Origin of the sequence: Neorhizobium sp. BT27B, from assembly GCF_050455485.1 — a bacterium.
Taxonomy (GTDB): Bacteria; Pseudomonadota; Alphaproteobacteria; order Rhizobiales; family Rhizobiaceae; genus Neorhizobium.
Genome location: NZ_JBCIYT010000001.1, coordinates 357,589 through 378,817 on the forward strand (window position 1 = coordinate 357,589; position 21,229 = coordinate 378,817).

Consider the following 21,229-nt stretch of genomic DNA (forward strand, 5'->3'; position numbering starts at 1 on the left):
ACAGGGACATATCATGCCGACCGCTGACCGCCCCGCGACCCGGCTTGCCACCCGCCTCTCCTTTCTGGTTGCCGGTTTCGGCATTGCCTGCTGGGCACCGCTGGTGCCGTTCGCCAAGGCGCGGCTGGGCGTCGATGACGGCGTGCTGGGCATGCTGCTGCTCTGCCTCGGGCTCGGCTCTGTGCTTGCCATGCTGGCGACCGGCGTGCTTTCGGCCAAATACGGCGCAAAGCCGATCATTCTCGCCAGCGGTTTTGGCATCGCCCTGACGCTGCCCCTCCTGACGCTTGCCGGTACACCGTTGACGCTGGGCATCGCGCTTGCCCTTTTCGGTGCTTCGCTCGGCACGCTGGACGTGGCGATGAACATCCATGCAATCGAGGTGGAAAAGGATGCGCCCAAACCGCTGATGTCAGGTTTTCACGCACAATACAGCATTGGTGGTTTTGCCGGTGCGATGATCGTGACGCTGCTGTTTTCCGCCAATGTCGGACCGCTTCTCACCACGCTGGTCTGCTCGGGCATGATGCTGGTGGCAATGGCCTTCACCTGGCCGCGCCTGCTGGCGACGGTGCAGGCAGAGGACGGGCCACTGTTCGTTATGCCGCGCGGCATTGTCGTGCTGCTGGCAGCGCTTGCCGCCATCACCTTTCTGGTCGAAGGCGCGGTGCTGGACTGGAGCGCGCTGCTGCTGACCTCCGAAGGCCGGGTCGAGGCGAGCCAGGGTGGTCTTGGCTACATGCTGTTTGCCATCGCCATGACGGTTGGCCGCCTGTGCGGCGATGCGATCACCGCCAGACTGGGTGACCGGCCGACGCTGTTCTGGGGCGGCATCGTGGCGATTGCCGGTTTTGCCGTGCTGCTCGCCGCTCCCGGCACCGTGCTGGCGATGAGCGGTTTTCTGCTGATCGGCCTTGGTGCATCGAATATCGTGCCCGTCCTGTTTCGCCGTGCCGGATCGCAGACGGTGATGCCATCAGGCCTTGCCGTCGCAGCGATTACCACGACCGGTTATGCCGGCGTGCTGGTCGGCCCGGCCGGCGTCGGTTTTGTCGCCAAACACACCGGCCTGCCGATCTCCTTCTGGCTGCTGGCAGGCCTTCTCCTCCTCGTGCCGCTCTGTGCCGGCATCGTGACCCGGAAGGCCAGCTGATGCGGATCGCCCATACGGCACTGTGGACGCGTGACATCGAAACGGCTGCCGATTTCTGGCGGCGTTATTTTGGCGCGACAATCGGCGAGGAATATCACAGCAAAAACCGACCGGGTTTTGTCTCGCGGTTCGTGACGCTGCCGGAGGGTGGCGGCCAGATCGAACTGATGACCGGGCCTTGGCTACCGGCCGACACCCATGCCGAGCGGATCGGTTGGGACCATATCGCCATCTCGCTCGGGTGCGGCGAGGCCGTGGACGCGTTGGCGGAAAAATGCCGGGCGGATGGCTGCCTGAAATCCGGCCCGCGCTGGACCGGCGACGGATTTTACGAAGCGGTGATCCTGATGCCGGACGGCACGCCTGTGGAGATTACGGCTTAAGAGAAAACTTCAGGAATCGAGGCGAAGCGTCTACATTCATTGTAATTTCGAAAACAATGGTGCTGCCGATTGGCGAGGCTTCAATCCGCAAGCACCGCTTTCGGCAACAGCGTAAAAAGCCTTGAGTAGCGGATGGTGAATGGCTCCCGCCTATTCAGCACCTTGCAACTCATTCAGCCGCGCGCTGATCTCGCACATCAGGCCAGTGCTGTTGTAGGCAAGGACCACGTCACCGGATCCGGTCAGGCCGGCGCTGATCAGTCGCGATCCAAAGCCGTTGCGCTCGGGTTTGACGACCACCGGCCCCTTTGTTTCCCGCCAGGTCATGCGCAGGGTTTCGTCGGAGCCTTTGCCCTCGACGCGCCATGTGAGGTCGACGCCGCCACCGCCGACAGACAGGGAGCCATGTTTGAGCGCATTGGTGGTCAGTTCGTGCAGAAGCAGCGCAACGTTCAGGGATGCTTTCGAGCCTATCCCGACATCCGGGCCATCGAGACGGATGCGCCCTGCCACGCCCGCGCCATTGACCGCTGCCGCCGCAACATCTCCGAGCAGCGCCGCCTTCCAGCTCGATTGCAGCAGGATGTCATGTGCAGAGCTGAGTGCCATCAAACGCTGTTGCAGCGTCTGAACCCGTCCAAGATCGCTCGATCCCCTCAAGGTGTGGGAGGCAATGGCCGTCACCATGGCGAACAGGTTCTTGACGCGATGACCGAGTTCTGCGGCCAGAAGCGTCTGCAGTTCCTGCGTCTCACGCAGCGCTGCGACACTCGCCTCAAGCTCCTTCTCGCGTTCGCGCAACGCCTCTTCGGCAATGGTGCGCTCCAGCAGGTCGGCGGCCTGGCGGGCAAGGATGTCCAGCAGGCGCAGGTCGCGGTCTGACGGCTGATGCGGCTCGCTCCAGTGGGTCGAGATCATGCCCAGCAGGGTTCCATCGCGCGACAGGAGCGGCGTCGTCTGGGCCGAGCGGATGCCGGCCCTGCGGAAGGCCAGCAAATCGGGCGTGCCGGCAATCTCTGTCCATGCTTCGAAATCGGCGATGATCGCACGGCGGCCGAATTTCAGCGCTTGCGTGCAACTGCTCAGGGCAGTCGGCAAGACCCACTGCCAGACCGCCTTGTCCTGCGGGGCCAGACCGCGCGACACCAGAAGGTGGAGACCATTTCCCGAACCGTCATCGGACTTGCGCAGAAGCTGCATCGTGCCGAACTGCGACCGGGTGATCGATATGGCGGCATCGACGATCTTGCCATAAAGCGCAGCGAGGTCCTGCTCTCCGATCAGATCCATGCTGATGGCGTGCAACAGCTCTATATCCGAGGCTTCATCCGTCGGCTTGCCGGCCTGCTGACCGCTGGAGACGATGCGAAGATTGGTCATTGAAGAGCCCCCGCTTATTGCTTGAGCCGCATAATCGACAATCGTCGCGATGGGTTCAAGATCACAAATGACCGGCCCTAACGCGCATGTCGCAAAACAGTTCCCGCGAAAATATCATTGGCGGAATTTCACGTGCCTCTAACGGGATTGGAGACGCAAAAGGCCCCGGCCGAAAAGATCGACCGGGACCTGTTTCTGATCGAACAAGGGGGATTATCGATCAGAATTCCGTCCAGTTGGACTGTGCTGCGGCCGCACCGCCGCCACCGAAGGCGCTGGCGACCTTGCGGCCCAGAGCCTTGACAGGCGAGACGACCGGCTGGCTTTGCGCTGTTGCCACTTTCAACTCGGGCCCGGCTGCGCCGTTGCCGAGATTGAACTGGCGGATCAGGCCGTTCAGGGCATCAGCTTCACGCGCAAGGCCATGGCTGGCGGCGGTGGATTCTTCCACCATGGCGGCGTTCTGCTGGGTGCCCTGATCGATGCTGTTGACGGCCTTGTTGATCTCCTGGATGCCGACCGACTGTTCGCGGGCCGCCTCGACGATGGCCGTGACGTTCTGGTTGATCTGGTTGACCTCGCCGACCATGGTTTCCAGCGACTTGCCGGTTTCGCCGACCAGTTCGACGCCGTTCTGCACATGCTCGTTGGAGGTGGTGATCAGCGCCTTGATTTCCTTGGCGGCCGTGGCGGAGCGCTGGGCAAGTTCGCGGACTTCCTGAGCGACGACCGCAAAACCCTTGCCGGCTTCCCCTGCCCGCGCCGCTTCCACACCGGCATTCAGCGCCAGAAGATTGGTCTGGAAGGCGATCTCGTCGATAACGCCGATGATGTTGGAGATTTCTCCGGACGAATGCTCGATCTGCTGCATGGCGATGACCGCATCGCGAACGATCTGGCCAGCCTTTTCGGCACCGATCCGGGTGCGGGAGACCAGCGTGCCGGCTTCTTCGGCGCGGATGGTGGAGTCCTTCATCGTCGTGGCGATCTCTTCAAGCGCTGCGGCGGTTTCCTCGACGGAAGCGGCCTGCTGTTCGGTGCGTTTGGCAAGGTCGTCAGCGGCAGAGCGGATCTCGTTGGCACCACCTTCGATAGCGTGGGCGTTCGACTTCACGGTCTGCAAGGCCTGCTGCAGCTTGGTCAGCGATTCGTTGAAGTTGAGACGCAGGCCATCGAGATGGGACACGAAAGGTCTTGAGATTCGATAGGCGACATCGCCGTCCGACAGACGCTTGAGACCTTCTGCCAACGCATCGACGGCGTGCTGGATATCACCGGCGTCACGCGCCTTTTGGGCGTCGCGTTCCTGCCGCTCGGTCTCGCTCATGTTGCGTTCCGCCTCGGCGGCGCGTTCGATGCCGACCTTGGCGATCGCGTTTTCCTTGAACACTTCGACGGCGTCCGCCATGTGGCCGATCTCGTCGGCCCGGCCGCGGCCGGGAACATCGACGGACGTGTCATTGCCGGCAAGACGGCGCATGGTTTCGGTCAACAGGGCGATGGGATTGGCGATGGAGCGGGCGACGAACCACATGCCGCCGATACCGGCTGCGGCGATCAACAGCGCCACCAGCATCTGCAGCTGCATGTCATTGCCGTTGCGGGCCGACAGGCTGCCGTCGAGCGCGATGCCTTCCGACATGGCGACATTGCGCGGCACATCGACCACGACCGACCATGGCGTGGTGGTGCGGCCGATGGTGATGGGGGCGAAGGCGGTAAAACTATCGGCATCCAGCGTGACTTCGCTTCTGGCTCCACGAATGATCGACAGCGCCGCATCACGGCTGGCATCACCCTGGGCATATTGGCGACCGATGGTTTCCGGGCTGGAGCTGGAAGCGACGATCAGGCCCTTGTAGCTGACGATCTCGACATTGGCCTTGCCGCCATAGATCGACGATTTCACCTGTTCGGCCAGTTTCTGCACGAAGGTCAGATCGAAATCAGCGCCGGCCACGCCCTTGAACTTTCCGTCGATGGTGATCGGCACCGACATGGTGGCCAGAAACACCTGCTTGCCCTGCACGACATAGGGAAGCGGATCGAGAATGCTTTCGCCGTTGCCCGACTGCGGGCCGATATACCAGCCGCCCTTCATGACACCGTTGGGGTGCAGATCGTGGCTGTCGAACTCGACCAGTTGCTGCAGGGCGATCTTGCCCGCGGCATCACGCGTCCAGTACGGCAGAAAACGGCCATTGGCATCGGAGGCGAACTGCTTGTTGTTGCGGAATTCGGCATCGCGGCCATCGAGGCCGTTCGGCTCCCAGGCGCTGTAGGTGCCGTTAAAGCGCGGATTGCCCTCCAGCACGTTGAGCAGCATGTCGTTCAGCTGCGCGCGGCGGTATTCGACCGGGGTCGCGGTTGGCCCCGAAGAGGCGGCGACTTCGAAAGCGCGGGCAAGGTTGCGGGCGGAATCCATGGCGCTATCAAGCGACGAACGGATCGTGCCGGCCTGCGTCGAGGCCAGCGTCGCCAGGCTTTCCTTGGTGTTCTGCACCAGAAGATCGTTGACCTTCTCGCCGACAAATACTTGCGTATTGCTGGCAGAAACCATGCTGTAGCCGACCAGTGAGCCGGTGGCAGCGATGACGCAGAAGCCCGAAAGCAGTGCGATTTTCATCTGTATGGAACGGAATTGCATGTGTTCCTCTTGGGATCTGGATGTCAGTCGATAGCGGCTGGCGTGGTTGGCGATGTCGAAATTTTTGGTGTCAGATGCCCTGCCCCAACCGCGTCATGCGGTTGTGGCTGCGGCGAACCCGGCCTCGAGGGCGGTCGGTGGAAACGATGCTTGGGAGGATCGTAAGAGGAGAAAGATCGGCGCGACGTGCTTCGCGCCGATCTTCCCGCGTCGGAGCGCGCCGTTACTGCAGCGTCTTAGGGGTCAGTGCAGTCAAAACGCGCTCCATTGATTCAGATCTATGAACCGCCAGCGCCCTTCATGAGGCCAGGTTCTTTACAGTCACATTTCATCCGCGACGCCCAAGAGCTAGAATTAAATGCTGAATAGAATATTAATCAAAAAATCATCGAAATGACAATCAATCGTATTTAATGTAAAAATGAAATTACTACTCGAATTATACTTTCTCAATCATCGATACGCATCACACTCACAGAACACCTACTCAGAGACGAAAATCGAAAACGGTGTGTCGCAGGTTTGAGACACTCTTACACGCAGGCTGAGCGGAACCTGATCACGGTACAATCGGCATGTCGCGCATCTACGCGCGCATCAGGGCGCGCAACGCGAATAAAAAAAATTGCGATTTGAAAAATAAATATGACAGTCACAGCACTGCTGACCGCCTCAGCGTGCCTGAGGCACATCGAGAGACCATCTTTCGTCATTTGAAACGCGATTCGTCGTCTGCCGCAGCGGTCAGAAATCGACGATCTTGCCGCCTTCCAGCGTCACGCGCCGGTCCATGCGGGCCGCGAGATCATGGTTATGGGTGGCGATCATGGCGGCAAGGCCAGACTGGCGCACCAGCGCCTGCAACGCATCGAACACGTAGGATGCGGTTTCCGGATCGAGATTGCCGGTCGGCTCGTCGGCCAGAAGCAGAAGCGGTGCGTTGGCGACGGCGCGGGCGATTGCCACGCGCTGCTGCTCGCCGCCCGACAGTTCGGCCGGGCGGTGTTCGGCGCGGTGGCCGATGCGCATGTAGTCAAGCAGCGCTGCGGCGCGTTCCTTGGCTTCCTTGTGCGGAAGGCCGGCGATCAGCTGCGGCATCATGATGTTTTCGAGCGCGGTGAATTCCGGCAGGAGATGGTGGAACTGGTAGACGAAACCGATATCGCCACGGCGGATGGCCGTGCGGCGATCGTCGGACAGGCCACCGCAGGCCTCGCCATCGATATGGATCTCACCCTCATCCGGGTGCTCGAGCAGGCCGGCAAGATGCAGAAGCGTCGATTTTCCGGTGCCCGAGGGGGCGACGAGCGCGACGATTTCGCCTGACTTCAGCGAAAAATCGGCGCCCTTGAGGATGGACAGCACGGTATCGCCCTGGCCGTAATGCCGGCCGACACCCGTGAGCTTCAGAATGGTTTTGGTTGCCATGGAGGTGTGCGTTCCTATTCGTAGCGCAGCGCCTGCACGGGATCGAGCCTTGAGGCCCGCCATGCCGGGAATATGGTTGCGATGAAGGACAGCGTCAGCGCCATGATGACCACGGTCGAGGTTTCACTGAATGTCATTTCGGCGGGCAGTTCGCTGAGGAAATAAAGTTCCGGATTGAACAGCACCGTGCCGGAGAGCCACGAGAAGAAGCTGCGGATCGATTCGATATTGAGACAGACGACAACGCCGAGAAGAACACCGGCCGCCGTGCCGACGAAACCGATGGCAGCACCGGTCATGAAGAAGATGCGCATGATGGCACCGGAACTGGCGCCCATGGTGCGCAGGATGGCGATGTCCGATCCCTTGTCCTTCACCAGCATGATCAGGCCGGAGATGATGTTGAGCGCGGCGACGAGCACGATCAGCGTCAGGATCATGAACATCACGTTGCGCTCCACCTGCAGGGCGGAGAAGAAAGTCTGGTTGCGCTGGCGCCAGTCGGTGAGAAAGATCTGGCGATCGCCGGCGGCCATTTCGATCAGTGGCCGCATGCCATCCACCGCATCCGGGTGTTCGATGAACAGCTCGATCGACTGGACGATGCCATCGGCATTAAAATAGGCCTGCGCTTCTTCAAGCGGCATGTAGACGATCGAGGCATCGTATTCCGACATGCCGATCTCGAACGTGCCGGAAATCGGATAGGATTTTACGCGCGGGCTGACGCCCATCGGTGTGACGTCGCCTTCCGGCGCGACAAGCGTGATGCGATCGCCGGCAGACAGACCGAGCGAGGACGCGAGGCGCGAACCGATCAGGACGCCATCGCCCGAGGCAAAACCGACCATATCGCCTGACTTGATGTTGCCGGAGACTTCCTTCAGCTTTTCAAGGTCTTCGGCGCGCACGCCGCGCACCAGAGCCCCGGAACCGCCGCCGGTATTGCCCTGCGCCAGCGTCTGGCCTTCGACCAGCGGCAGCGCCATGGTGACGCCGGGGACGGCTGCAAATTTGGTGGTTAGATCGGCATAATCATTGAGCGGGCGATCGACCGGCTGCACGATGATATGGCCATTGATGCCGAGGATGCGCGAGATCAGTTCGGTACGAAAGCCGTTCATGACGGCCATGACGATGATCAGCGTGGCAACGCCCAGCATGATGCCAACGAAGGAAAAACCGGCGATGACGGAGATGAAGGCTTCCTTGCGCCGCGAGCGCAGGTAACGCCAGGCGACCATGCGCTCGAACCCGGAGAACGGACCGGCCGAGGGTGCTCCCTGCCGCGTGCCATCACCTTCGCTCACGACCTTCGCCATGTGTTCTCCTCGGTCACCGCGCATGGGCGGTCAGTTTTGTCTGGCGTTCGGGCGACCTCACGAGAGATCGCCCGAACGGTATTCAGTGTCAGGCCTTGGCGGTCAGGCGGTTCAGCGCCGCTTCCACCGTCATGGTTTCGCGCGCACCCGTCTTACGGTCCTTGACCTCGACTTCGCCGGTCGCGGCAGAACGCGGACCAACAATCAGCTGCACCGGCACGCCAATCAGATCGGCGGTGGCGAACTTGGTGCCGGCGCGATCATCGGTGTCGTCGTAGAGCACGTCCAAACCGGCATTTGTGAGGCCGGTATAGAGGCTGTCGCAGACGCGGTCACACGCTTCGTCGCCGGCCTTCATGGTGATGACCATGGCATCGAACGGCGCGACCGAAGCCGGCCAGATGATTCCGTTCTCGTCATGCGAGGCTTCGATGATGGCGGGAACAAGGCGTGTCGGGCCGATGCCGTAGGATCCCATGTGGACAAGGTGTTCCTTGCCGTCCGGTCCCTGCACCTTGGCGCCCATCGGCTCGGAATATTTGGTGCCGAAATAGAAGATGTGGCCGACTTCGATACCGCGCGCCGAGAGACGATCGCCTTCCGGAACGGCGGCGAAAGCGGCTTCGTCGTGCATTTCCGAGGTGGCTGCGTAAACCGAGGTCCACTTGTCGAAGATCGCCTGCATGCCGGCAACATCGTCGAAATCGATATCGGCGGCCGGGATGTCGAAATTGGTGAAAGCGCGGTGCGAGAACACTTCAGATTCGCCGGTTTCGGCCAGGATGATGAATTCGTGGCTGTGATTGCCGCCGATCGGGCCGGTATCGGCGCGCATCGGAATGGCGCGCAGGCCGAGGCGATCAAACGTGCGCAGATAGGCCGCGAACATCTTGTTGTAGGAATGGATCGCGCCTTCCTTGGTGAGGTCGAAGGAATAGGCATCCTTCATCAGGAATTCGCGCGAACGCATGGTGCCGAAACGCGGACGCATCTCGTCACGGAATTTCAGCTGGATATGGTAGAGGTTGAGCGGCAGGTTCTTGTAGGACTTCACCGACGAACGGAAGATATCGGTGACCATTTCCTCGTTGGTCGGGCCATACAGCATCGCGCGGTCCTGACGGTCCGTGATGCGCAGCATCTCCTTGCCGTAGTCCTCGTAACGACCGCTTTCCTGCCATAGTTCGGACGACTGCAGGGTCGGCATCAGAAGCTCGATGGCGCCGGCGCGGTTCTGCTCTTCACGGACGATCTTGTTGACCTTGTCCATGACGCGCTTGCCGAGCGGCAGCCAGGAATAGATGCCCTGGCTCTGCTGGCGAACCATGCCCGACCGCAGCATCAGGCGGTGGGAGACGATTTCCGCTTCCTTGGGATTTTCCTTCAGAATGGGCAAAAAATAGCGGGACAGACGCATCGCGGTTTCCGATTTACGGGCCGGCTCCTCAAATGGAATCGACCGTTAGTGGCTGATATTGCGTGCGTTCATACCCGGTTCGGCCGCACATGAAAACCCGGTTGGGAGCCGGGTTGAAAACATGTGAGCGAATGCCCAAACCATCAACTTTTGCAACAATTGATACGTGCATCATTTCGAAGCAGCACCGCCAGAGGTAGGCAAAACGTGGTTTTTTGAGGGACAAGGGGTGCGACATTTTTGTTCACAGGATTTTTTTACCCGTGTGTAGCAAAAATGCAAAAAATTGGGGTGACAAGATGTCTCACGTGAGCTAGTTTCAGCTCACAAAACGGGCAAGGAGATTAAATTCTTGCCTATTTCGCGGTCAAAGTCTTGGGAGGATTTAGATCTTAGGCGCGCTTCGTTCGCAGCCCCGGCAACGGAAAGATCACGCGAAACTCAAAAAACAAGGCTTCATCGCCTTGTTTTTTTTTGCCTTTTAATCAGCATACGCATCTCCGACTGACCGGCTTATGCCTGCAAAAGGTTACGGGAAGATGACAGTTGGCAGCCGGAACTTTCTCCTTATCCGCGCGCCGCCCACTCCCGCGCCAGAACCGCATAGATATATTCGTCGCCCCATTCGCCCTTGAAGCGATCGTTTTCGACGAGATGCGCCTCACGACGCAGGCCGAGGCGCTCAACGATGCCGACCGAGCTTGAGTTGCGGCTATCGAGACGGGCAAAAATGCGGTGAAATCCAAAAATTTCGAAGCCTGCGGAGATCATGGCCGACACGGCTTCAGTGGCGTAACCCTTGCCGGCGTAATCGGGATGGAAAACGTAACCGACCTCGGCCTGAAGTGCGGCCTTGCTGGCGAGCTTCAGCATGACATCGCCAATCAAGGCGCCATCTTCCGCCCGGGTGACGGCAAGGCGAAAATCGTCGCCGTCGTTTTCGAATGGAGCATCCAGCAGTCTTGCGAACTTTTCCTCCAGCGCACTGCCGACTGACGGCGTGGCATAGAGATAGCGATAGACATCCTCGCGGCTACGATAGGCAGCGTAGGAGGCAAAATCATCGGGTGAAAATTTGCGAAGGATGAGACGTTGCGTGGTGATGGATGCAGGCAGGGTCAGGGCGTTCATTGTCATTCCGTATGCGTTTTGGTGCCACCCCAAGTTCATCCGAAATCCGGCAAAATCACCGGCAGCGAGCTGACGCTGATGCCGAAAAAATGGGAGACCACCATCCAGCCGCCGTGGATGATTGCGGCTATCAGGGTGGTAAGGACAACGACACGCAGGCCACGGAATTTCGCCGGGGCGCTGGCCACCGTGCCGAGCACCACTTCGCCCTCTTCCTGCTGGCTGCGCATGCCGATCGGCAGCACGATAAACAGGGTCAGCCACCAGATGACGAAATAGACCGCGAATGTGGACAGCAAGGGCATGCGTCATTCCTTGTGCGTTCAGCCATCTCAATGATGGCTGCCTCGACAGACTATACCGGCAATGGCGGCAAGCTCAATTGCAGCAATGTGTGAGAGGTGTGGCAGCATGATTCCGGCAAAGCAGCCAACCAGCTGATTTTATGGCACTATACCTGTTCCAGTTCGGTGAGCGTGCCGGAAAAATCCTTCGGGTGCAGGAAAAGAACCGGCTTGCCATGCGCACCGATTTTCGGTGCACCATCGCCGAGCACGCGCAGGCCAAGTGCCTCCGCCGTGTCGCGGGCGGCAAGGATATCGGGCACCTCGTAACAGATATGGTGCATGCCGCCCGCCGGGTTCTTTGCGAGGAAAGCCGTGATAGGTGAATTTTCGCCGAGTGGTTCGAGCAGTTCGACCTTGGTGTTTTCGAGGTCCACGAACACGACCGTCACGCCGTGTTCCGGCAGAGGCTGCGGATCGGAAACGGTGGCGCCGAGATTTTTGTAAGGCATCGCGGCGGCCGTCAGATTGGGCACGGCGATGGCGATGTGATTGATACGGCCGAGCATTCGACACCTCCCGAGCAGAGACTTACCCCTCACTTGCGATTTCCAACACTTAGCCTTCGGCTAAAATGTTGAAATCGTTTTCTCTCCCACAAGGGGAGAGATAGGGCCGCAGCATCCTTGCCTCTCCCCCTGCGGGAGAAGATACAAAATCATGGTCTTAGCCCATGGGCTAAGTCATAGTTTTGGTTGGTGAGGGGCAAAATCCTGCCCCTGCATGATCTCGTTACCGAACAACGCTGACCGTCGTGGCGGCCATCTGTGCGTCGGTTTCCTTGGTGATGGTCGCAACGAACACAATCGCCAACAGCGCCACGCAGATGACGGCGGCGCCCAGGAAATTTCCAGGTCTCATTAAAATGTCTCCGAATCGTCCCAGCCGATTGCAGAGCTAACACATGAAAATGGCGCGGAGCTTTCACGTCTCCACGCCATCAGATCACACAAACGTCAATTGGCGGCCAGGTGTGGCCGTTCGGACTCAGAGGCGGGTGACGAAGACCGTGACGATCGGCTTCTTGCCCCAACCGTTATTGGCGGCGGAACGGACAGCGCGACGCACGGATTCACGCAGCATGTCGAGATCCTTGCGGCGGGCGCGCGGAATGCTTTCGATGGCACCGAGAACCGAATCGTACAGCGTGTCTTCCATGCTCTCGCCCTCGTCATCGACTTCCGGCAGGCCGAACAGCACGATATCCGGGTCGGCCAGAAAATCGTAGCGGCTGTCGAGCAGCACGTTGACGGCGACATGGCCGACGAAGGACAGCTTGCGGCGATCGCCGATGCCGATTTCCTCGAAATCGCCGATCAGCTTGCCGTCCTTGTAGATACGACCGAACGGAACATCCGCGATGACTTCGGCCGGACCCGGTGCGAGACGCAGCACGTTGCCGTTGCGCACGCGCGGCACGGTCTTGATGCCGGCGCCAAGCGCCAGATCACGCTGCGCCGTCAGGTGGGCGGCTTCGCCATGGACCGGCACGAGGATTTCGGGACGGGTCCACTCGTACATCTTCAGCAGTTCGTTGCGGCGCGGATGGCCGGAGACATGAACGAGTGCCTGCGTGTCGGTAACGATGTTGACGCCCTGTTCGATCAGGCCGTTCATGATTTCGAGAATGGCTTTTTCGTTGCCGGGAATGGTGCGCGAGGAAAACACCACCGTATCGCCCGAGGCCAGCGCCACATTGCGCATCTCGTCACGCGACAGTTTTGCCAAAGCTGCACGCGGCTCGCCCTGGCTGCCGGTGAGGATGACCACGACCTTGTCGCGCGGGATGTAACCGAATTCGTCTTCGGCGATGAATGGCTTGATGTCGTCCATGATGCCGATATCGCGGGCGACGGAAACAACGCGCTTCAGCGACGAGCCGAGCAGCAGCACTTCGCGGCCGGCGGCCTGGGCTGCAAGCGCGATCGAGCGGATGCGGCCGACATTCGACGAGAAGGTGGTGACGGCGACGCGGCCCTCGGCCGCCTCGATGACCTTCTGCAGGCCACCCGAGACTTCTTCTTCTGAAGGCGAGACACCGTCGCGCATGGCGTTGGTCGAATCACACATGACGGCCAGAACGCCCTCGTCGCCGATGGCGCGAAAACGCTCTTCGTCGGTGAGTGGACCAAGCGACGGATTGTGGTCGATCTTCCAGTCACCCGTGTGGATGACATTGCCGAGCGGTGTGCGGATGACCAGCGACATCGGCTCGGGAATGGAATGGTTGACGCCGACGGCTTCCACTTCGAAAGGGCCGACCGTGATGCGGTCGCCGGCCTTGAAGATGGTGATCGGGATTTCGGCGCGGCTGCCTTCGTAAGCGCGCTTGGCATCGAGCATGCCGGCCGTGAACGGCGAGGCATAAACCGGCACGTTGAGGCCGGGCCAGATATCGTTCAGCGCGCCATAATGGTCTTCATGCGCGTGGGTGATGAAGATGCCCTTGAGGTTCTTCTTCTTGTCCGCAAGAAAACGCACATCGGGCAGGACGAGGTCCACGCCCGGCAGGTCGGGCCCCGGAAAGGTCACGCCGCAATCGACCATGATCCACTGGCGGGTTGCCTCGGGGCCATAACCGTAGAGCGCGAGGTTCATGCCGATCTCGCCTACGCCGCCCAGCGGCAAAAATACCAGTTCGTCCTTGGAGGCCATCTTGTCTCGTTTCTGATTCATGCAAAAAATACGTCGCCGGCGGCAATGGGCATAAGTTCGGTGCCCGTGTCCAGCATCAGCAAGCCTTTATCATCAATTCCGGCAAAGCGCCCGGAAATCGAACGATCCGGCAGATTGACCGTAATCTTCTCGCCGATACCGCAAGCGACAGAGCGCCATTGGGCCGTGACCTCGGCAATGCCGCGGCCTTCGTTCCATGATTCCAGAACCCAGGCCATCTCCTTGTAAAGATGCGCAAAAAGCTCTTCCGGAGAGGCGGTGCAGCCATAGTCTTCAAGCGATGTCACACCATATGGTGCACTATCGGGCTTGTGGCGGATATTGATACCGATGCCGATAACGAGAGCGCGTTTTCCGGTCGGCAACATCTCGGCTTCGAGCAATATGCCGCAGGTTTTCTTGCGTTCTATCAAAATGTCGTTCGGCCATTTGACCTCGACCGGCGGTGTGCCGGGCGGCATGACGGTAGCGATGGCGTTGCGCACGGCAAGCGCCACGGCCAAGGGAAGCGAGGCGGTGCGTTCGATCGGCGCGGGGTCGATCAACAGGAGCGTGGCGTAAAGATTGCCGGTCTCGGATGTCCAGGCACGCCCACGACGACCACGCCCGGCGTTTTGGCGCCGGGCGGTGATCCAGATCAGGCCCTGGTCGCCTGCCCTCGCAAGCGCGAGGGCATCTGTGTTTGTGGAGCCGACTTCATCCAGCGCCTGATGCCTGAAGGCTTCGAGCGGGAAGCGGCGTCTGTTTTCCGTCATCTTAGAAGAATGACTTTGCTGCCGCAGACGCTGCCGTGCCGACCGGGCCGCCGAAAAGCACATAAGCCGTGACGAACAGACCGGAGAAACCGAAGACCAGTTTCAGAATGCCCGAGGTGCGGGCAAACTCGCCGGTCGGCTGATCGAACCACATCAGCTTGACGACGCGCAGGTAATAATAGGCGCCGACAACCGAGGAAAGCACGCCGATAACGGCCAGCCCATAAAGCTGGGCTTCGATGGCTGCGAGGAAAACAAAGTACTTGGCGAAGAAGCCGGCGAGCGGCGGAATGCCGGCAAGCGAGAACATCAGCGCAGTCAGCACCAGCGCCATGAACGGACGCGTGGAGAACAGGCCGGCCAGATCGTCAACGGCTTCGACGGCAGTGCCATCGGTGCGGCGCATCGACATGATGCAGGCGAAAGTGCCGAGCGTCATGACCATGTAGATCAGCATGTAGAGCGCGACAGAGGAAACGCCGGTTTCAGACCCTGCGGCCAGACCCACGAGCGCATAACCCATGTGACCGATCGAGGAGTAAGCCATCAGGCGCTTGATGTTCTTCTGGCCGATGGCCGCGAACGAACCGAGCAGCATGGAGGCAATCGCGATGAAGACGATGACCTGACGCCAGTCGGCAACAACCGGGATGAAGGCATCCGAGACGATGCGCACCAGGATGGCCATAGCGGCGACCTTGGGGCCGGAGGCGAAGAAGGCGGTGACCGGGGTCGGTGCACCTTCGTAAACGTCCGGCGTCCACATGTGGAACGGCACGGCCGAGATCTTGAACGCCAGACCAGCAAGAACGAAGACCAGACCGAACACGAGACCAAGCGAACGGGTTTCCTGGCTCAGCACCTGGGCGATCTGTTCAAAGCCGGTATTGCCGGTGAAGCCGTAGACCAGCGACATGCCGTAAAGCAGCATGCCGGAGGAGAGCGCACCGAGAACAAAATATTTCAGGCCGGCTTCCGTGGAGCGGATGCTGTCACGGTTGAAGGCGGCGACGACGTATAGCGACAGCGACATCAGCTCGAGGCCGAGATAAAGCGCGATCAGGTCGTTGGCCGAAATCAGCAGCATCATGCCGAGCGTGGCGAGCAGGACGAGAACCGGGAATTCCGGCTTGTCGATCTGGTCCGACTTGGCATTGGCATAGGTCATCAGCAGCGCGACGATCGAGCCGAACAGCGCGGTCGCCTTCATGAAGCGGGCAAAACCGTCCATCATGAATGCGCCGTTATAGGCCTCGCCCTGCGGCGCGACGAAGATGATCATGATCAGAGCCACGATCATGACGGCGATGGTGAGGCCGGTTACCAGCGGCGACGAGCGGTCGCCACTGAAAACGCCGATCATCAGGAGCGCCAGCGCACCGATCGCCAGAAGCACTTCCGGCGACGAGATCTTCAGGCTGGCAAGGAGTAGTTCAGCGGTCATATCATTCCGTCCCGTCTCAGTGCGTTACTGCGAGCGCAAGTTTTTGCGCTGCCTGCAGGGCTGCCGAGTAATTGTTGACCAGCGCATCAATCGAAGCGGCAGTCGCATCGAATACAGGCGCCGGGTAGAAGCCGAAGAAGATGGTGAGCGCGATCAGCGGGTAGAGAAGGATCTTCTCACGCGTCGACAGGTCCAGCAACTGCTTGAGATTTTCCTTTTCCAGCGCACCGAACAGAACCCGGCGATAGAGCCACAGGGCGTAGCAGGCCGACAGGATCACGCCGGTTGCCGCAAACAGCGCCACCCAGGTGTTGACGCGGAAGACGCCGATGATGGTCAGGAATTCGCCGATGAAGCCCGACGTGCCCGGCAGGCCGACGTTTGCCATCGTGAAGATCATCATCGCCACGGCATACTTTGGCATGTTGTTGACGAGGCCACCGTAAGCGGAAATCTCGCGGGTGTGAAGGCGGTCATAAACGACGCCGACGCAGAGGAAGAGCGCGCCAGACACGATGCCGTGCGACAGCATCTGGAACACGGCACCCTGCACGCCCTGCGTATTGGCGGCGAAGATACCCATGGTCACGTAGCCCATGTGGGCAACCGACGAGTACGCGATCAGCTTCTTGATGTCGTCCTGCATCATCGCAACCAGCGAGGTGTAGATGATGGCAATGACAGACAGCGCAAACACCATCGGCGCAAAGTAGTCCGAAGCCAGCGGGAACATCTGCAGGAGGATACGGATCATGCCGTAACCGCCGAGCTTCAGCATGACGCCGGCCAGGATGACCGAACCTGCGGTCGGGGCCTGAACGTGCGCATCCGGAAGCCAGGTATGAACCGGCCACATCGGCATCTTGACGGCGAAGGCGGCAAAGCAGGCGAGGAAGAGCCATGTCTGCATGCCGGCCGGAAAACCGTGCTTCAGGAGTTCTACGATATCGGTGGTGCCGGCGTTCCAGTACATGGCCATGATGGCGAGCATCATCAGAACCGAGCCGAGCAGCGTGTAGAGGAAGAGCTTGTAGGATGCGTAAACGCGATCCTTGCCGCCCCAGACACCGATGATGATGAACATCGGGATCAGCGTCGCTTCGAAGAACACGTAGAAGAGCACGATATCGAGCGAGACGAACACGCCGGTCATCGCCACCTGCAGAAGCAGGAAGGAGATCATGTATTCCTTGATGCGCTTCTCGATCGATTCCCAGCTTGCCAGCACGCAGAAGGGCATGAGGAACGTGGTGAGAATGACGAACAGCATGGAAATGCCGTCGACGCCGAGATGGTAGGAAATGCCAGTGCCGAGCCACTCATGCTTTTCGACCATCTGGAAGCTGGCGCTCGAATTGTCGAAGCCGATCCAGATGAACAAGGACACGATGAAGGTGAAGACGGTGGTCGCCAGCGAAATGTAGAGCACATTGCGGCGGCCGTTCGCGCCCTCTTGTCCCGTAAGGAGCAGGAGCACCACGCCGACCAGCGGCAGGAAGGTGACCGTTGAAAGAATTGGCCAATCGGTCATCAGAAGGAACTCCCGAGCATCATCCAGGTGACGAGGGCGGCGATGCCGATCAGCATCGCGAACGCGTAGTGATAAAGGTAACCGGACTGCAGACGCACGACATTACGCGTAACGTCGACAACACGGGCGGCGATGCCGTTCGGGCCGTAGGCGTCGATGACGGCGACGTCACCCTTCTTCCACAGGAAGCGGCCGAGCGCCTTTGCCGAACGGACGAACAGGAAGTCGTAGAGTTCGTCAAAGTACCACTTGTTGAGCAGGAACTGGTAGAGGCCCTGCTGCGAGGCGGCCAGACGCTTCGGGGTTTCCGGCGACTTGATGTAGAAATACCAGGCGGTGACAAAACCGATGATCATGGCAAGGAACGGTGCCAGAGCGACGAGAGCCGGCACGTGGTGGAATTCGTGCAGCAGTTCGTTGTGCTCGGAGGTGAACAGGGCGCCCTTCCAGAACACGTCATATTCGTGGCCGTAGAAGAATTCCTTGAAGACCACGCCGGCCACAACCGCGCCGATGGCGAGGATGTAGAGCGGCACCAGCATGACCTGCGGGCTTTCATGCACGTGGTGCATGACCTCGTGGCTCGCACGCGGCTTGCCGAAGAAGGTGAGGAAGATCAGGCGCCACGAATAGAAGCTCGTGAACATCGCCGCGATCACCAGAAGCGTGAAGGCAAAGCCGGAGGCCGGCGAATGCGATGCGTAGGTCGCTTCGATGATGAAGTCCTTGGAGAAGAAGCCGGCAAAACCGACCGGCGTGAACGGAATGCCGACGCCGGTAATGGCAAGCGTGCCGATCAGCATCATCGCGAAGGTGACTTTGATATGCGGGCGCAGGCCGCCCATGTGACGCATGTCCTGTTCGCCATCGACGGCATGGATGACCGAGCCGGCGCAAAGGAACAGGAGCGCCTTGAAGAAGGCGTGCGTGAAGAGGTGGAAGACGGCCGCGCCATAAGCGCCGACGCCGAGCGCCACGAACATGTAACCGAGCTGCGAGCAGGTCGAGTATGCGATGACGCGCTTGATGTCGTTCTGCACGAGGCCGACGGTGGCCGCGAAGAAGGCGGTGATCGCACCGATGATGGTGACGACCAGCAGCGCATCCGGCGACAGTTCAAAGATGGGCGACATGCGGGCGACAAGGAAGACGCCGGCGGTGACCATGGTTGCTGCGTGAATGAGGGCCGAAACCGGGGTCGGGCCTTCCATGGCGTCCGGCAGCCAGGTGTGCAGCAGGAACTGCGCCGACTTACCCATCGCGCCCATGAAGAGCAGAAGGCAGGTGACGGTGATGGCCGTGCTCTTGGTCAGTTCCATGCCGAAGAAGTTGGCGACGATCGCGTTGGCGTCGGCGGCACCTTCATGCGGCATATAGGTGGCGGCAGCGGCAAAGATGGTTTCGAAGTTGATCGAACCGAACAGCACGAAAACGCCGCCGATGCCGAGGATGAAACCGAAGTCACCGACGCGGTTGACGATGAATGCCTTCATGGCGGCAGCCGATGCGGACGGCTTCTTGAACCAGAAGCCGATCAGCAGGTACGAAGCCAGACCCACGCCTTCCCAGCCGAAGAACATCTGCAGCAGGTTGTCGGCGGTGATGAGCATCAGCATCGCGAAGGTGAAGAGCGACAGGTACGCGAAGAAACGCGGACGATGCTCATCGTGATGCATGTAGCCGATGGAATAGAGATGAACGAGCGTCGACACGGTGTTGACGACGACGAACATAATCGCGCTCAGCGTGTCGATACGGAAGGTCCATTCGACATCGATGCTGCCGGACTGGATCCAGCGCATGACGACGGCCTTGACGACCTCACCCTCGGAATGACCGAGCGCGATATCGAAGAAGACGATCCACGACAGGATTGCCGCAACGATCATCAGGCCGGTGGTGACGTATTCCGATGCCTTGGCGCCGATCTGGCGGCCAAAGAGGCCGGCGATCAGGAAGCCGATCAGGGGAAGAAAGACGATTGCCTTGTAGATCATGACCCGATCAGCCCTTCATCATATTGACGTCTTCGACCGCGATGGAGCCGCGGTTGCGGTAGAAGACAACGAGAATTGCAAGACCGATCGCCGCTTCCGCTGCAGCAACCGTGAGAATGAAGAGCGCGAAGACCTGGCCGGCGATGTCGTTGAGGAACGACGAGAAGGCCACCATGTTGAGGTTTACCGACAGCAGGATCAGTTCGACCGACATCAGGATGATGATGACGTTCTTGCGGTTCAGGAAGATTCCGAACACGCCGATCGTGAAGAGAATGGCGCTGACCGTCAGGTAATGGGAAAGTCCGATTTCCATAATTTCAATCCTTGTCCCGCTCTCAGAGGCCCTGGCCCGACTTGACCTTGACGATCTCGACGCCGGTTTCCGGCGTGCGAGCAACCTGGCGGGCGATATTCTGCCGCTTGATGTTCTGGCGATGGCGCAGCGTCAACACGATCGCGCCGATCATGGCGACGAGAAGGATGAGGCCGGCCACTTCGAAGAAGTAGACGTAGTGGGTATAGAGCACGTCGCCGAGTGCGGCCGTGTTCTGGCGTTCGGCGATATCAGGCATAGGCATGGCGACCGATTTTGCCGCCTGCGGCGACAGCGTCGAGCCACCGACTACGAGGATCAGTTCGGCGGCGACCACGAGGCCGACCAGTGCACCGATCGGCGCGTATTGCAGCACACCCTGACGGAACTCGGCGAAATCGATGTCGAGCATCATGACGACGAAGAGGAAGAGAACCGCGACCGCGCCGATATAAACGACCAGAAGCAGCATCGCCAGGAACTCGGCTCCCGTCAGCAGGAAAAGACCCGCCGAGTTGAAGAACACGAGGATCAGGAACAGCACCGAGTGGACCGGGTTTCTGGCCGACACGACCATGACCGCCGACGCCACCGCGACAAAGGCGAAAAGATAAAAGAATATAGCGTGCAGACCCATGTTGGTGCCTTCTCGTCTTCCCCGGCAAGACCTTTGGGTAAAGGCCCCTCCCCGTCGGAACCTGGCGGCCGATGCCGTCCAGACGTTTTTTCATCATCGTTCCCGCCGCCTTGCGGCCGCGGGACATTTCAGTCCGTATCCTTCAAAGCCTTCAGGCCTTATCAGCGATAAGGCGCATCCAGCTGAAGGTTGCGGGCGATTTCACGTTCCCAGCGATCGCCATTGGCGAGCAGCTTGGCCTTGTCGAAATACAGTTCTTCACGCGTCTCGGTGGAGAACTCGAAGTTCGGGCCTTCAACGATGGCATCGACCGGGCATGCTTCCTGGCAGAAACCGCAATAAATGCACTTCACCATGTCGATGTCGTAACGCACCGTGCGGCGGGTGCCATCGTTGCGGCGCGGGCCGGCTTCGATGGTGATCGCCTGAGCAGGACAGATGGCTTCACACAGCTTGCAGGCGATGCAACGCTCTTCACCGTTGGGATAACGGCGCAGCGCATGTTCGCCACGGAAGCGCGGAGAGACCGGGCCCTTTTCGAACGGGTAGTTGATCGTCGCCTTCTGACGGAACCACAGATATTTGAACGTCAGCGCAAAAGCGGCGACGAATTCCTTCAGGAACAGCGAACCGACGGCTTGGGAAAGAGCGGCCATCTTTATTCTCCA

At 59.9% G+C, this 21,229-nt stretch carries 19 protein-coding genes; 2 read left to right on the plus strand and 17 right to left on the minus strand.

All coding sequences use genetic code 11. The annotated features are described in order from the left end of the window. Positions 1-13: 13 nt before the first annotated feature. Together AAIH70_RS01895 and AAIH70_RS01900 are read left to right on the plus strand one after the other, a co-directional pair. The gene (locus tag AAIH70_RS01895; RefSeq protein WP_132273739.1) at positions 14-1,153 is read left to right on the plus strand and encodes an MFS transporter; all 1,140 of its coding nucleotides are present in this window, start codon (positions 14-16) and stop codon (positions 1,151-1,153) included. Then, a complete protein-coding gene (locus AAIH70_RS01900; protein WP_132273223.1) occupies positions 1,153-1,536 on the plus strand; it encodes a VOC family protein in 384 nt (127 codons plus the stop codon). Before AAIH70_RS01895 ends, AAIH70_RS01900 begins: the two co-directional genes overlap by 1 nt. A 150-nt stretch (positions 1,537-1,686) precedes the next feature. Here AAIH70_RS01900 and AAIH70_RS01905 read toward each other — a convergent pair whose 3' ends face one another. The 17 genes from AAIH70_RS01905 to nuoI form a co-directional block, all read right to left on the minus strand. Continuing rightward, the gene (locus AAIH70_RS01905; protein ID WP_132273222.1) at positions 1,687-2,916 is read right to left on the minus strand and encodes a sensor histidine kinase; all 1,230 of its coding nucleotides are present in this window, start codon (positions 2,914-2,916) and stop codon (positions 1,687-1,689) included. Between the two features lie 220 nt (positions 2,917-3,136). Then, positions 3,137-5,563, minus strand: coding sequence for a methyl-accepting chemotaxis protein (locus AAIH70_RS01910; RefSeq protein ID WP_132273221.1), 2,427 nt, complete (start codon positions 5,561-5,563; stop codon positions 3,137-3,139). 744 nt (positions 5,564-6,307) lie between these two features. Then, entirely contained in the window at positions 6,308-6,991 is a 684-nt protein-coding gene (locus AAIH70_RS01915; protein ID WP_132273220.1) for an ABC transporter ATP-binding protein, read from the minus strand. A 14-nt stretch (positions 6,992-7,005) separates the two neighbouring features. Next, the gene (locus AAIH70_RS01920) at positions 7,006-8,313 is read right to left on the minus strand and encodes a lipoprotein-releasing ABC transporter permease subunit (RefSeq protein ID WP_132273219.1); all 1,308 of its coding nucleotides are present in this window, start codon (positions 8,311-8,313) and stop codon (positions 7,006-7,008) included. 88 nt (positions 8,314-8,401) lie between these two features. Next, positions 8,402-9,730: a proline--tRNA ligase gene (proS, locus tag AAIH70_RS01925; protein ID WP_430032914.1), complete on the minus strand. Its 1,329-nt coding sequence runs from the start codon at positions 9,728-9,730 to the stop codon at positions 8,402-8,404. A gap of 567 nt (positions 9,731-10,297) precedes the next feature. After that, the gene (locus tag AAIH70_RS01930) at positions 10,298-10,861 is read right to left on the minus strand and encodes a GNAT family N-acetyltransferase (RefSeq protein WP_132273217.1); all 564 of its coding nucleotides are present in this window, start codon (positions 10,859-10,861) and stop codon (positions 10,298-10,300) included. A gap of 35 nt (positions 10,862-10,896) precedes the next feature. Beyond that, positions 10,897-11,166, minus strand: coding sequence for a DUF1467 family protein (locus tag AAIH70_RS01935; RefSeq protein ID WP_132273216.1), 270 nt, complete (start codon positions 11,164-11,166; stop codon positions 10,897-10,899). A gap of 146 nt (positions 11,167-11,312) precedes the next feature. Further along, positions 11,313-11,714, minus strand: coding sequence for a methylmalonyl-CoA epimerase (mce, locus tag AAIH70_RS01940; protein ID WP_132273215.1), 402 nt, complete (start codon positions 11,712-11,714; stop codon positions 11,313-11,315). 223 nt (positions 11,715-11,937) lie between these two features. Then, positions 11,938-12,066 carry a hypothetical protein gene (locus AAIH70_RS01945; RefSeq protein WP_281033573.1) on the minus strand — a complete coding sequence of 43 codons (129 nt, stop codon included), beginning with the start codon at positions 12,064-12,066 and terminating at the stop codon, positions 11,938-11,940. Between the two features lie 126 nt (positions 12,067-12,192). Continuing rightward, on the minus strand, positions 12,193-13,860 hold the full coding sequence (locus AAIH70_RS01950; RefSeq protein WP_132273737.1) for a ribonuclease J: 1,668 nt from the start codon (positions 13,858-13,860) through the stop codon (positions 12,193-12,195). A 17-nt stretch (positions 13,861-13,877) separates the two neighbouring features. Continuing rightward, the gene (locus tag AAIH70_RS01955; RefSeq protein WP_132273214.1) at positions 13,878-14,636 is read right to left on the minus strand and encodes a biotin--[acetyl-CoA-carboxylase] ligase; all 759 of its coding nucleotides are present in this window, start codon (positions 14,634-14,636) and stop codon (positions 13,878-13,880) included. Position 14,637: 1 nt separating this feature from the next. Beyond that, on the minus strand, positions 14,638-16,080 hold the full coding sequence (gene nuoN / locus AAIH70_RS01960) for an NADH-quinone oxidoreductase subunit NuoN (RefSeq protein WP_132273213.1): 1,443 nt from the start codon (positions 16,078-16,080) through the stop codon (positions 14,638-14,640). 16 nt (positions 16,081-16,096) lie between these two features. Beyond that, positions 16,097-17,611 carry an NADH-quinone oxidoreductase subunit M gene (locus AAIH70_RS01965; protein WP_132273212.1) on the minus strand — a complete coding sequence of 505 codons (1,515 nt, stop codon included), beginning with the start codon at positions 17,609-17,611 and terminating at the stop codon, positions 16,097-16,099. Further along, complete coding sequence (gene nuoL, locus AAIH70_RS01970; RefSeq protein WP_132273211.1) at positions 17,611-19,608, minus strand: NADH-quinone oxidoreductase subunit L; 1,998 nt, start codon at positions 19,606-19,608, stop codon at positions 17,611-17,613. The genes AAIH70_RS01965 and nuoL overlap by 1 nt, the downstream gene beginning before the upstream one ends. Positions 19,609-19,615: 7 nt before the next feature. Next, on the minus strand, positions 19,616-19,924 hold the full coding sequence (gene nuoK / locus AAIH70_RS01975) for an NADH-quinone oxidoreductase subunit NuoK (RefSeq protein ID WP_132273210.1): 309 nt from the start codon (positions 19,922-19,924) through the stop codon (positions 19,616-19,618). Positions 19,925-19,946: 22 nt separating this feature from the next. After that, positions 19,947-20,561, minus strand: a complete 615-nt coding sequence (locus tag AAIH70_RS01980; protein WP_132273209.1) for an NADH-quinone oxidoreductase subunit J — start codon at positions 20,559-20,561, stop codon at positions 19,947-19,949. 161 nt (positions 20,562-20,722) lie between these two features. After that, positions 20,723-21,217 carry an NADH-quinone oxidoreductase subunit NuoI gene (gene nuoI, locus AAIH70_RS01985; RefSeq protein WP_132273208.1) on the minus strand — a complete coding sequence of 165 codons (495 nt, stop codon included), beginning with the start codon at positions 21,215-21,217 and terminating at the stop codon, positions 20,723-20,725. Positions 21,218-21,229 lie beyond the last annotated feature (12 nt).

Excerpts from the sequence above, each read along its gene's own strand:
- mce (WP_132273215.1), bottom strand. The coding sequence starts at position 11,714 with ATGCTCGGCCGTATCAATCACATCGCCATCGCCGTGCCCAATCTGACG.
- AAIH70_RS01895 (WP_132273739.1), top strand. The coding sequence starts at position 14 with ATGCCGACCGCTGACCGCCCCGCGACCCGGCTTGCCACCCGCCTCTCC.
- AAIH70_RS01930 (WP_132273217.1), bottom strand. The coding sequence starts at position 10,861 with ATGAACGCCCTGACCCTGCCTGCATCCATCACCACGCAACGTCTCATC.
- AAIH70_RS01980 (WP_132273209.1), bottom strand. The coding sequence starts at position 20,561 with ATGGGTCTGCACGCTATATTCTTTTATCTTTTCGCCTTTGTCGCGGTG.
- AAIH70_RS01935 (WP_132273216.1), bottom strand. The coding sequence starts at position 11,166 with ATGCCCTTGCTGTCCACATTCGCGGTCTATTTCGTCATCTGGTGGCTG.
- AAIH70_RS01965 (WP_132273212.1), bottom strand. The coding sequence starts at position 17,611 with ATGACCGATTGGCCAATTCTTTCAACGGTCACCTTCCTGCCGCTGGTC.
- AAIH70_RS01950 (WP_132273737.1), bottom strand. The coding sequence starts at position 13,860 with ATGGCCTCCAAGGACGAACTGGTATTTTTGCCGCTGGGCGGCGTAGGC.
- AAIH70_RS01905 (WP_132273222.1), bottom strand. The coding sequence starts at position 2,916 with ATGACCAATCTTCGCATCGTCTCCAGCGGTCAGCAGGCCGGCAAGCCG.
- AAIH70_RS01955 (WP_132273214.1), bottom strand. The coding sequence starts at position 14,636 with ATGACGGAAAACAGACGCCGCTTCCCGCTCGAAGCCTTCAGGCATCAG.
- AAIH70_RS01915 (WP_132273220.1), bottom strand. The coding sequence starts at position 6,991 with ATGGCAACCAAAACCATTCTGAAGCTCACGGGTGTCGGCCGGCATTAC.
- AAIH70_RS01910 (WP_132273221.1), bottom strand. The coding sequence starts at position 5,563 with ATGCAATTCCGTTCCATACAGATGAAAATCGCACTGCTTTCGGGCTTC.
- nuoN (WP_132273213.1), bottom strand. The coding sequence starts at position 16,080 with ATGACCGCTGAACTACTCCTTGCCAGCCTGAAGATCTCGTCGCCGGAA.
- AAIH70_RS01920 (WP_132273219.1), bottom strand. The coding sequence starts at position 8,313 with ATGGCGAAGGTCGTGAGCGAAGGTGATGGCACGCGGCAGGGAGCACCC.
- AAIH70_RS01900 (WP_132273223.1), top strand. The coding sequence starts at position 1,153 with ATGCGGATCGCCCATACGGCACTGTGGACGCGTGACATCGAAACGGCT.
- proS (WP_430032914.1), bottom strand. The coding sequence starts at position 9,730 with ATGCGTCTGTCCCGCTATTTTTTGCCCATTCTGAAGGAAAATCCCAAG.
- nuoK (WP_132273210.1), bottom strand. The coding sequence starts at position 19,924 with ATGGAAATCGGACTTTCCCATTACCTGACGGTCAGCGCCATTCTCTTC.
- nuoL (WP_132273211.1), bottom strand. The coding sequence starts at position 19,608 with ATGATCTACAAGGCAATCGTCTTTCTTCCCCTGATCGGCTTCCTGATC.
- nuoI (WP_132273208.1), bottom strand. The coding sequence starts at position 21,217 with ATGGCCGCTCTTTCCCAAGCCGTCGGTTCGCTGTTCCTGAAGGAATTC.
- AAIH70_RS01945 (WP_281033573.1), bottom strand. The coding sequence starts at position 12,066 with ATGAGACCTGGAAATTTCCTGGGCGCCGCCGTCATCTGCGTGGCGCTG.